Below are 10,487 nucleotides of genomic sequence, written 5' to 3' on the forward strand. Positions count from 1 at the left end.
CGGTGGCGGGATCAGAATGCGACAGGACCTTGTCCTCCAGGGAAGCGCGGACAAGAGGCCCCCGCGCCGAGCCTTGCGGACAAGACTAGCACCGGGGGCGGGCAATCTCAACCGAAGGCGGGCGGGTACGCGCTATCCGGCGGATTGGCAAGGCTTGATCGCCGCAAGCACCTCGGGGCCAAGCAGGTCAACCAGCTTGCCGTCGGCGATCAGCGGCAGGAAGGGGCCATTCTTCCGCACCCGGATCAGCACCGATCCGGTGGCGTCCGGCGCGGGTCCTTCCCCGATGGCACAGCCGCCGATGCCAAGGCCGAGCGAGCCCTTCGCCGCGCCCGTCGCCTTCCAGCCGGCAATCTCGGTTTGCAGGGCACGCATCCGCGCAACATCGGCTTCGGCAATGACGAAGCCCCGCGCGGTCGCGCCTGCGGGCACAGCGATGCCCGGTGCCGCGTGGTCGGCCAGTCGGAAGGTGCCGCTGCGATGTTGGGCGCCCCGGTCGGCGGACAGCTCCAGTGTCGCGCTGCCAGGGCTGACGGCAAGACCGGGCGGCAGGATCACCGCCAGTTCGATGGCCGCAGGGTCGGCGGTCAGCGGGTCGAAGCTGGCCAGTCGAGCGGCGGTGGAAGGGACGATGGCGGAACAGGCGGCCAAGACCAGGCTGGCGGCGAACGGCAGGGGTCGGAACATCAGAATCTCCTTTGACGGCTAAAATTTATTGTTATACGATAAATAATCATCTTGAAAGGGGAGGCCATGTCCGACCATCACCGCCTACAAAACCTTTCGAACCTGCTATACCGCGGCGCGCTGGCCCTGTCGGTGCTTCTGCCGGTTATCGTGCTGATCTATGCCGGCCAAGGGGTGAACGATCCGGCCTCGCTCCTGTCCCGCGCGCCTCTGGTGGCTGCGGACACCCCTGTCAGCACCCTGCAGGCGGGCTTGGTCGCATCGGTCGCGCTGATCTCGCTTCTGCCGATGGTCGCCGCCCTGCGCGGAATGGTGAGGCTGTTCGCCGCCTACCGCGCGGGCGAGGTCCTCACCCGAGAAAATGCCGACACTATCCTGAGCATCGGCCGGAACATGGTGATCGTGGCCGCCTTCACCATTGTGGTCCCAACGGTGCAAACCCTGATCCTCAGCTGGCACGCCCGGCAGAAGACGCTTTTCATCGGGTTCGACACAGGCACCCTCGGCTTCCTGATGGCGGCGGGCCTTCTTGCCGCGATCGGCTGGGCGATGCGCGAGGCCGCCGAGGTCAAGGCGGAGAACGAGGGGTTCGTCTGATGCAGCCCGCCTCTGTCCAGCCCGCCTCTGTCCAGATCGTGGTCCGGCTCGACGTGATGCTGGCCCGCCGCAAGATGCGCTCGCGCGAGCTGGCCGAGAAGGTGGGGATCACCGAGCAGAACCTGTCGCTGCTGAAATCCGGCAAGGTGAAGGGCATCCGCTTCGACACACTGGCCGCGATCTGTGCCGCCTTGGACTGTCAGCCCGGCGATATCCTGGAAGCGGTGGTGGGGGGCTGAAGGATGCCTGTGCTCATGTGCCGCTTACGCCCGAAGCCGGGCGCGCGGGTGACGGTGAAGCCCGCGTCCGACAGCGCGCGGCGGACATGGCCGGCAGCGGTATAGGTGGCGAAGGTGCCGCCGGGTGCCGTGTGGCGGGCGACTTGCCTCATCAGATCGGGTGACCAAAGCTCGGGGTTCTTGGCCGGAGAGAACCCGTCGAGGAACCAGGCGTCGGCCTGCCCCCTCCATCCGGCCAGCGTCGCGCGCGCGTCGCCGAGAAGGATCGTCGCCGTCAGGTTCGGGAAGTGCAGCGTGGTCTGCCCCCCCTCCCATTGCTTCAGGAAGGGCTCCGTCACCCCGGCGACTTCGGGGAAGGCCGCCAGCGCCCGAGCGATGTCCGGGGCGGGCATCGGGAAGGCCTCGAAACTGGTGTAGGACACATGCCCCGGCCCCTGATGCGCCAGTAGAACCGCCAGCAGGTTCAGCCCGGTGCCGAAGCCCAGTTCGGCGATGCGGAACCCGTCACGGAATCGCCCCGGCAAGCCGTTCCCGGTCAGGAACACATGCCGCGTCTCGTCCAGGCCTCCCGCAAGCGAGAAATACGGGTCGTCGAACCGGCGCGAGACCGGGATCATCCCGTCGCGCCAGTCGAGAGCGGGGGGCTGGTGAGGGCTGGCCATCGGCGGTAGTCCTTTCGCCGGTGTGATGGGCTTGAGGCAGGCGAATGGCAAGGGTGGATGTGACCGTGCGCGGGGGAGGTATCTTCGGCCTCTCCATCGCCTGGGCCTGCCTGCAGCGCGGTGCCCGGGTGCGGGTGATCGAGGCCGCCAGCTGGGGCGCGGGGTCGTCGGGCGGTCTGATCGGTGCGCTGTCGCCGCATGTGCCCGAGGCCTGGAATGCGAAGAAGGCCTTCCAGCTGGAAAGCCTTTTGATGGCTGCAGACTGGTGGGCCGCGGTCGAGGCGGCGTCTGGCCTCCCGTCGGGCTACGCAAGGCTGGGCCGTCTGCAACCCCTCGCCGACGACCGGGCGGTCGGGGCGGCGCGGCGGCGTGCGGTCGAGGCGGCAAGCCTGTGGCAGGGCAGGGCGGAGTGGCAAGTGATCCCGGCGACGGGCGGCGCGTGGGAGCCGCAGACGCCTTCCGGCTGGCTTGTGCATGACACGCTCTCGGCCCGGCTGTCGCCCCGGATGGGGCTGGCGGCACTGCTTCACGCGCTCAGGGCCTCCGGTGCCGATCTGGTGGTTGGCGAGGGCGAGGAGGCGGGCGCGGTGATCCACGCCACCGGCGTCGCGGGGCTGGCGGAGTTGTCGCAGGCCTTCGGCGCCCCGCTCGGGTCGGGCGTGAAGGGTCAGGCGCTGGCCCTGCGCCATGACGCAAGCGACCAGCCGCAGCTTTTCGTCGACGGGTTGCATATCGTGCCCCATGCCGACGGGACGGTCGCCATCGGCTCCACCTCGGAAACCGCCTGGGAACAGGACGGTCCGGACGGGCAACTCGATGCCCTGCTGGAGAAGGTCGCCGCCGCCGTCCCCGCCTTGGCCGGGGCTGAGGTCGTTGCCCGCTGGGCCGGGGTCCGCCCCAAGGCCGCCAGCCGCGCGCCGCTTCTCGGCGCATGGCCGGGGCGGGCGGGGCATTTCGTCGCCAATGGCGGGTTCAAGATCGGCTTCGGCATGGCCCCGAAAGTGGCCGAGGCGATGGCGGACCTTGTGCTGGAGGGTCGAGACTCGATCCCGCCGGACTTCCGGCTGGAGGCGCTGGTTCAGAAAACCGCCCGCCGATAGGTGATCGAGGTCGGCCGGTCATAACCCTTGTGCGCCGTCCGTTTGACTTCCTCGAACCCCATCCCCAGGAACACGGACTGGTTCTCCACCAGCTCTATCCGCGTCTGCAATTCCAGCGCCGGCAGCCCCAGCTCCCGTGCCCGCGCCTCGGCCTGGTCGATCAGCGTCCGGGCCAGACCCTGGCCCCGATGGCTGGCCGCGACCGCCAGCTTGCCAACATACAGCGCGCCCGGCTTTGGCGTCAGGAACACACAGGCCACCGGCGTACCGATGATCCAGATTTCGCCCGCTTCCGCCTGCCTGGTCAGCGCCTCGGGCGTCAGGTCACGCAGCGAGGAGGGCGGGTCGATCCGACCCTCCATATAGGCGAAGGCCTCGTGCAGAAGCGCGAGGATCGGGGGCCATAGGGCGGGGTCGGTGGCAAGCCGGGGTGTCATCGCGCCAGACTGCCGCAGCGCGGGGCGGGCGGCAAGGGCGGGAGTTTTCCACCCCCGCACCCACGGAAAGTATTTGCGCCAAGAGGAAGCCAGCCGCAACATCTTGGGGATAAACCGGGGTGAACCGCCCAGATGCGGGGCGTCGGGTTGACTCCTGTGCCCCCGGGCAGGAACATCGCGCACCCGACTCGTGAGTATTCCGTGCGCCTGACCAGACTGCGCCTGAACGGCTTCAAAAGCTTCGTCGACCCCACGGATCTGGTGATCCATGAGGGGCTGACCGGCGTGGTCGGACCGAACGGCTGTGGCAAGTCCAACCTGCTGGAAGCGCTGCGCTGGGTGATGGGCGAGAACCGTCCCAGCGCGATGCGCGGCGGCGGGATGGAGGATGTGATCTTCAACGGCGCCGCCACAAGGGGCGCCCGGCACTTCGCCGAAGTCGCGCTGGTGATGGACAACCAGGACAGGCTGGCGCCCTCTGGCTTCAACGACTCCGACCAGATCGAGATCGTCCGCCGGATCACCCGCGACGCGGGGTCGGCCTATCGCTGCAACGCCAAGGACGTGCGGGCGCGCGACGTGCAGATGCTGTTCGCCGATGCCTCGACCGGCTCGCACAGCCCGGCGCTGGTGCGGCAGGGGCAGATTTCCGAACTGATCAACGCCAAACCCAAGGCCCGCCGCCGGGTGCTGGAAGAGGCGGCAGGGATCAGCGGGCTTTACGCGCGGCGGCATGAGGCCGAGCTGAAGCTGGCGGGGACGGAACAGAACCTGACCCGCGTCGACGATGTGCTGGAACAACTGGCGCAACAGCTTTCCGTGCTGACCCGGCAGGCGAAACAGGCGGCGCGCTATCGCGAGATCTCCGAGGAGTTGCGCAAGTCGGAGGGGATGCTGCTCTGGCGGCGTTGGCGCGAGGCGGATCAGGCGCGGTCAGAGGCCGAGGGGGCCCTGCGCGAGCGGTTGATCGCGCAAGGGCAGGCCGAGGCGGCGTCACGCGGCGCGGGCAAGGCGCGGGAAGCGGCCGAGGATGCGCTGCCGCCGAAGCGCGAGGAAGAGGCGATTGCTTCCGCCATCCTGCAACGGCTGGTGTTGCAGCGTGATGCCTTGGGCGACCAGGAGGCCCGCGCGCTGGCGCAGATCGACGCCCTGCGCGGTCGCATCGACCAGCTGTCGCGCGACATGGAACGCGAGGCGGGCCTGAACCGCGATGCGGGCGAGGTGATCGGGCGGCTGGACTGGGAGATCGAGCAGCTGGCCCGCGCCCATGACGGGCATGACGAGAAGTTGGCCGAAGCGGTGGAAGCCGCGCGCGAGGCCGGGGCGGTGCTGGCCGAACGCGAGACCTCGCTCTCCGAGCTGACCGAGGATGCGGCGCGGCTGGCGGCGCGGCATCAGTCGACCCAAAGGATGCTGGCCGATTCGCGCTCGGTGCTGGACCGGGCGGAAGAACAGGCTGCGTCGGCGCGCGAGGCGGTGACGGCGGCTGCGGACGCGGTAGACACGGCAGGCGAGGCCTTCGAGGCCGCCGAGGAGGCGCAGGAAGCGGCCCTTGCCGAAGGCGAAGCGACCGAGGCTGCACTGGAGGCCGCCGAGACTGCGCGCGCCGAAACGCAGGGCCGCGAGGCCGAGGCGCGGGCGGCGCGCTCTTCCGCCGAGGGCGAGGCCAATGCGCTGCGGGCCGAGGTCGCGGCCTTGGCGCGGCTGGTGGAGCGCGAGGCGCAGGCCGGGCATCAGTTGCTGGACCGGCTGGAGGTGGAGCCGGGCTATGAGAAGGCGCTGGGCGCGGCGCTGGCCGACGACCTGCGCGCGCCCGAGGTTGCCGGCGATGCCCGGTCGGGCTGGGCAGTGCTGCCGGGTTATGACGATCCTCAGCCGCTTCCCGCCGGAGCCGAGGTGCTGACCACACGGGTGAAGGCCCCGGCGGTGCTGGCGCGGCGCCTGTCGCAGATCGGGCTCGTCAGCCGTGAAAAGGGTTTTCAGTTGCAAGCCGCGCTGCGCCCCGGCCAGCGCCTTGTCTCGGTCGAGGGCGATCTCTGGCGCTGGGACGGGTTCCGCGCCGGGGCCGAGGATGCGCCCTCTGCCGCCGCCCTGCGCTTGCAGCAATTGAACCGTCTGGTGCAGTTGAAGCGCGATCTGGAAGAGGTCGCGGCCCGGGCCGATGGTGCGCGGCAGGCGCATGAGGCCTTGCAGGCGCGGCTGGCGGAGCTGGCCAGCGCCGACCAGCGCGCCCGCGACGCCCGCCGGGCCGCCGATGCCCGTCTGGCTGAGTCGAACCGGGCGCTGGCGCGGGCCGAAGCCGATCGTTCCATCGCCGGGGGCAAGCTGGAAGCCGCGAAGCTTGCCGTCAGCCGCTTCGAGGACGAGGCGATGGCCGCCCGCGCCCGGCTGAAAGAGGCCGAGGCGGCGGTGTCGGACCTCGGCGATCTGGATGCTGCGCGGGGGGCGGTGGAGGCCGCGAAGATCACCGTCGAGGCCGCCCGGATCACCATGATGACCCGCCGTTCGCATCAGGACGAAGTGCGCCGCGAGGGCGAGGCGCGCGTCAGGCGGCGGCAGGAGGCGGTGAAGGAACTGTCCGGCTGGAAGCACCGGCTGGAAACCGCCTCGCGCCGTACTGAGGAACTGACCGAGCGCCGGGCCGAGACCGAGGAGGAACTGGCCGAAGCGATGCTCGCGCCCGAGGAGATCGCCGCCAAGCGGGACGAACTGGTCGAGGCCATCGACGCGGCCGAGGAGCGGCGGCGCAAGGCGGCGGATGCCCTGGCCGGGGCCGAGGGCGCCCTGCGCGACGCCGCGATGGCCGAGCGCGAGTCGGAACGGCTGGCCGGCGAGGCCCGCGAATCCCGCGCCCGGGCGGAAGCGCGGCTGGACGCGGCGCGCGAAGGCGTGGCGCTGGCGGCGGAACGTATCGCCGAGGAAGATGACCGGACGCCAGATGAACTCCTCACCTCCTTGCGCACCGACCCCGACAAAATGCCCGATGCCGAAACGCTGGACCATGACGTCAGCCGGTTGAAGCGCCAGCGCGAGGCCTTGGGGGCGGTGAACCTGCGTGCCGAGGAGGATGCCAAAGCGGTCGAGGCCGAATATGACGCGCTGGCCACCGAAAAGTCCGACCTGGAAGAGGCGGTGAAGAAGCTCCGCGCCGGGATCGCGGGCCTGAACAAGGAGGGTCGCGAGCGCCTGCTGACCGCCTTCGAGCAGGTGAACGCCAACTTCTCCACTCTCTTCACCCATCTCTTCGGCGGCGGCGAGGCCCGGCTGGTGCTGGTCGAATCCGACGATCCGCTGGAGGCGGGGCTGGAGATCCTGTGCCAGCCGCCGGGCAAGAAGCTGGCGACGCTCTCCCTTCTGTCGGGCGGCGAGCAGACCCTGACCGCGCTGGCACTGATCTTCGGCGTGTTCCTCGCGAACCCCGCCCCGATCTGCGTGCTGGACGAGGTCGACGCGCCACTGGACGACGCCAACGTCACCCGCTTCTGCGATCTGCTGGACGAGATGACCCGTCGCACCGAGACGCGTTTTTTGATCATCACCCATCACGCCGTGACCATGGCGCGGATGGACCGCCTGTTCGGCGTGACGATGCAGGAACAGGGAGTATCGCAGCTGGTGTCTGTCGACCTGAAGAAGGCGGAGGCGCTGGTGGCGTAAGCCCCGGTTAACCTTCCCGCCCTAGATCCCGCCGCAACCCTTTGCGGTGAACGGAGGTGAGGAAACTGGGAGAGAAAAGCTATCGGAGTTGGATGGTGGCGATCGCGGCAGCAATGCTTTTGATCGCAATCATCCGCCTTCTGATCGGGGCCTGACCCTGAAATGAAGGAGACCCGGCGGAGCAGCAACTCCGCCGGGTCGTTTTCAAGGTGAGGACCCTGAAAGAAAGCAGCTACCGTATGCCCAGAATGATGAGCATTCCTTGCCAAATTGTAAAGCCCGACCTGGGCGCATGGTTAACGGGTTGGCAAGCAGAATCGGGCAGAACAGGACGTGAACATATCGTCCTGAGGCTTGCCATGCAGATGCTTCTCTCCGCTACCACGATCCTCGTCCTCTTCGCCTGGGCACAGGAACAGGTCGCCAAACTTCCGCCGACCTGGTCGCCCTTCGCGGCGGTCGAAGCTGCGGCCGCCCCCTGATCCATCACGAACAGTGGCGGTGGCGAAAACGACTGCAGCGATGGCGAAAACCGGTGGCCCCCTCTGACTGAACGGGCCTAGAACAGCCCAGAAGCAGGAGGACCGCCGTGCGCTATTCCGGATTTCGGGTCATTGCCGAGGCACTTACCGGCCACAAGGGCTGGAAACCCGTCTGGCGCGACCCCACCCCCCAGGCCGAATACGACTACATCATCATCGGCGGCGGCGGCCATGGGCTGGCCACGGCCTATTACCTTGCCAAGGAATTCGGCCAGGCCCGCATCGCGGTGCTGGAGAAGGGTTATCTCGGCGGCGGCAACGTGGGGCGGAACACGACGATCATCCGCTCGAACTACCTCCTCGACGGGAACGAACCGTTCTACGAATTCTCGCTGAAGCTCTGGGAAGGGCTGGAGCAGGATTTCAACTACAACGCCATGGTCAGCCAGCGCGGCATCATCAACCTGATCCACACCGACGCGCAGCGCGATGCCTTCACCCGGCGCGGCAACGGGATGATCCTGCACGGCGCCGGCGCGCGGATGCTGAGCCGCGACGAAGTGCGCGCGATGTATCCCTGGCTCAACTTCGACAACGCCCGCTTCCCGATCAAGGGTGCGCTGATGCAGCCGCGCGGCGGCACGGTGCGGCACGACGCGGTGGCCTGGGGCTATGCGCGCGGCGCGGACCAGAGGGGCGTCGACCTGATCCAGAACTGCGAAGTGACGGGGATGCGGATCGAGAATGGTCGCATCCGGGGGGTGGAGACGACGCGCGGCTTCATCGGCGCCAAGAAGGTGGGTGTCGCTGTCGCCGGGTCGTCCTCGAAGGTGATGGCCCATGCCGGAATGCGGCTGCCGATGGAAAGCCACGTCCTGCAAGCCTTCGTTTCCGAAGGGCTGAAGCCGCTGATTGACGGGGTGATGACCTTCGGCGCCGGGCATTTCTACGTCAGCCAGTCCGACAAGGGCGGCCTTGTCTTCGGCGGCGATATCGACGGCTACAACTCCTATGCCCAACGCGGCAACCTGCCGGTGATCGAGGACGTCGCCGAGGGCGGCATGGCGCTGATGCCCGCCATCGGTCGCGTGCGGCTTCTGCGGACCTGGGGCGGGATCATGGACATGTCGATGGACGGCTCGCCGATCATCGACAGGACCGGGGTCGAGGGGCTCTATTTCAACGGCGGCTGGTGCTATGGCGGCTTCAAGGCCACCCCGGCCTCGGGCTGGTGCTTCGCGCATCTTCTGGCCAAGGACGAACCCCACAAGACCGCCACGGCCTATCGGTTCGACCGGTTCCTCAAAGGGCTGATGATCGACGAAAAGGGCCAGGGCGCCCAGCCGAACCTGCATTGAAGGCGAACACGAATGATCATTCAACATCCGATCCTCGGCCCGCGCGACGCGCAGGAATTCGTCTACCTCGGCGACGCCAGCCTCATCGAACGGCCCGACGGCATGACCGCGGGCGTCGAGGCCTTCCACGACTATCTCTACCAGCGGACCAACCCGGCGGGCGAACATCGCGAGCTCTGGTATCACGAACAGGGTGACCGGTCGTGGCTGGTCGTCACCCGCAATACCGTCACGCATGAGATCACACGGGTTGAACTGGCGCGCGACGTGGCGCGCAGCAAGGGGCGGTCGAAATGAGCCAGTCGCATCGCATTGAAGGCGGCCAGATCGACCGCACGAAGACGCTCCGTTTCACCTTCGACGGCATTCCCTACCAGGGTCATCCCGGCGACACGCTGGCCTCTGCGCTCCTGGCGAACGGTGTCCGCCTGATGGGCCGCAGCTTCAAGTACCACCGCCCGCGCGGGCCGATCTCCTCCGGCTCGGAAGAGCCGAACGCGCTGGTCGAGCTGCGCAGCGGCGGACGGCAGGAGCCGAACACCCGCGCCACGGTGGCAGAGCTTTTCGACGGCCTCGACGCGCGCAGCCAGAACCGTTGGCCCAGCCTTCGCTTCGACGCGATGGGGATCAACGACAAGCTCTCCACCTTCTTCGCGGCGGGCTTCTACTACAAGACCTTCATGTGGCCCAAGTCCTTCTGGGAAAAGCTTTATGAGCCGATCATCCGCCGCGCGGCAGGGCTTGGCTCGATCACGCGCGAGGAAGACCCAGACGACTACGACAAGGGCTTCCTTCATTGCGACCTGTTGCTCATCGGGGCCGGTCCGACCGGGTTGATGGCCGCCCTGACCGCCGGGCGGGCAGGCAAACGGGTGATCCTTGCGGACGAGGACTTCCGCATGGGCGGTCGCCTCAATGCCGAGACTCTCTCTGTCGGCCAGGCGCATGGCGCGGACTGGGCGTCGGGCGTGGTGGCGGAGCTGGCCTCGCTGCCGAATGTCCGGCTGATGACCCGAACCACGGTCATCGGTGCCTTCGACCACGGCATCTATGGTGCGGTCGAACGGGTCAGCGACCACCTTGCCATTCCCGTAAAGGGCAAGCCCCGCCAGATCCTGTGGCGCATCTACAGCAAGCGCGCGATCCTCGCCGGGGGCGCCACCGAACGCCCCGTCGCCTTCGAGAACAACGACCGCCCCGGCATCATGCTGGCGGGGGCGCTACGGGCCTATGCGAACCGCTGGGGCGCCAAGGCGGGTGAGCGCGTC

Annotated in this window: 10 protein-coding genes; 7 read left to right on the plus strand and 3 right to left on the minus strand. The window is 68.2% G+C overall.

Going from position 1 to position 10,487, the window contains the following annotated elements:
- Window positions 1–132: 132 nt before the first annotated feature.
- Window positions 133–687, minus strand: a complete 555-nt coding sequence (locus V7Q39_RS15505; RefSeq protein WP_333817513.1) for a hypothetical protein — start codon at window positions 685–687, stop codon at window positions 133–135.
- A 66-nt stretch (window positions 688–753) separates the two neighbouring features.
- Here V7Q39_RS15505 and V7Q39_RS15510 point away from each other — a divergent pair, with 66 nt between their 5' ends.
- Entirely contained in the window at window positions 754–1,284 is a 531-nt protein-coding gene (locus tag V7Q39_RS15510) for a DUF2975 domain-containing protein (protein ID WP_333817514.1), read from the plus strand.
- Window positions 1,284–1,523, plus strand: coding sequence for a helix-turn-helix domain-containing protein (locus tag V7Q39_RS15515; RefSeq protein ID WP_333817515.1), 240 nt, complete (start codon window positions 1,284–1,286; stop codon window positions 1,521–1,523). Before V7Q39_RS15510 ends, V7Q39_RS15515 begins: the two co-directional genes overlap by 1 nt.
- Here V7Q39_RS15515 and mnmD read toward each other — a convergent pair.
- Window positions 1,484–2,185 carry a tRNA (5-methylaminomethyl-2-thiouridine)(34)-methyltransferase MnmD gene (mnmD, locus tag V7Q39_RS15520; protein ID WP_333817516.1) on the minus strand — a complete coding sequence of 234 codons (702 nt, stop codon included), beginning with the start codon at window positions 2,183–2,185 and terminating at the stop codon, window positions 1,484–1,486. The genes V7Q39_RS15515 and mnmD overlap by 40 nt on opposite strands.
- 44 nt (window positions 2,186–2,229) lie before the next feature.
- Here mnmD and V7Q39_RS15525 point away from each other — a divergent pair, with 44 nt between their 5' ends.
- Window positions 2,230–3,285 (plus strand): NAD(P)/FAD-dependent oxidoreductase, encoded by a 1,056-nt coding sequence (locus V7Q39_RS15525; RefSeq protein ID WP_333817517.1) that lies wholly within the window; start codon window positions 2,230–2,232, stop codon window positions 3,283–3,285.
- On the opposite strand, the gene V7Q39_RS15530 is transcribed toward V7Q39_RS15525, so the two are convergent.
- A complete protein-coding gene (locus V7Q39_RS15530; RefSeq protein ID WP_333817518.1) occupies window positions 3,264–3,722 on the minus strand; it encodes a GNAT family N-acetyltransferase in 459 nt (152 codons plus the stop codon). The two genes, V7Q39_RS15525 and V7Q39_RS15530, sit on opposite strands and share 22 nt — an antisense overlap.
- 201 nt (window positions 3,723–3,923) lie before the next feature.
- Between V7Q39_RS15530 and smc the strand changes: the two genes are divergently transcribed.
- The 4 genes from smc to V7Q39_RS15550 all read left to right on the plus strand — a co-directional run.
- Entirely contained in the window at window positions 3,924–7,379 is a 3,456-nt protein-coding gene (gene smc / locus V7Q39_RS15535) for a chromosome segregation protein SMC (RefSeq protein WP_333817519.1), read from the plus strand.
- A 589-nt stretch (window positions 7,380–7,968) separates the two neighbouring features.
- Window positions 7,969–9,219, plus strand: a complete 1,251-nt coding sequence (locus V7Q39_RS15540; protein WP_333817520.1) for a sarcosine oxidase subunit beta family protein — start codon at window positions 7,969–7,971, stop codon at window positions 9,217–9,219.
- Window positions 9,220–9,231: 12 nt separating this feature from the next.
- A complete protein-coding gene (locus V7Q39_RS15545; protein ID WP_333817521.1) occupies window positions 9,232–9,516 on the plus strand; it encodes a sarcosine oxidase subunit delta in 285 nt (94 codons plus the stop codon).
- Window positions 9,513–10,487, plus strand: a 975-nt coding sequence (locus V7Q39_RS15550) for a 2Fe-2S iron-sulfur cluster-binding protein (RefSeq protein WP_333817522.1), incomplete at its 3' end; no start/stop codon positions are given. The genes V7Q39_RS15545 and V7Q39_RS15550, both read left to right, overlap by 4 nt.

It is taken from the genome of Tabrizicola sp., from assembly GCF_036781545.1.
In the GTDB taxonomy this organism is placed as follows: Bacteria; Pseudomonadota; Alphaproteobacteria; order Rhodobacterales; family Rhodobacteraceae; genus Tabrizicola.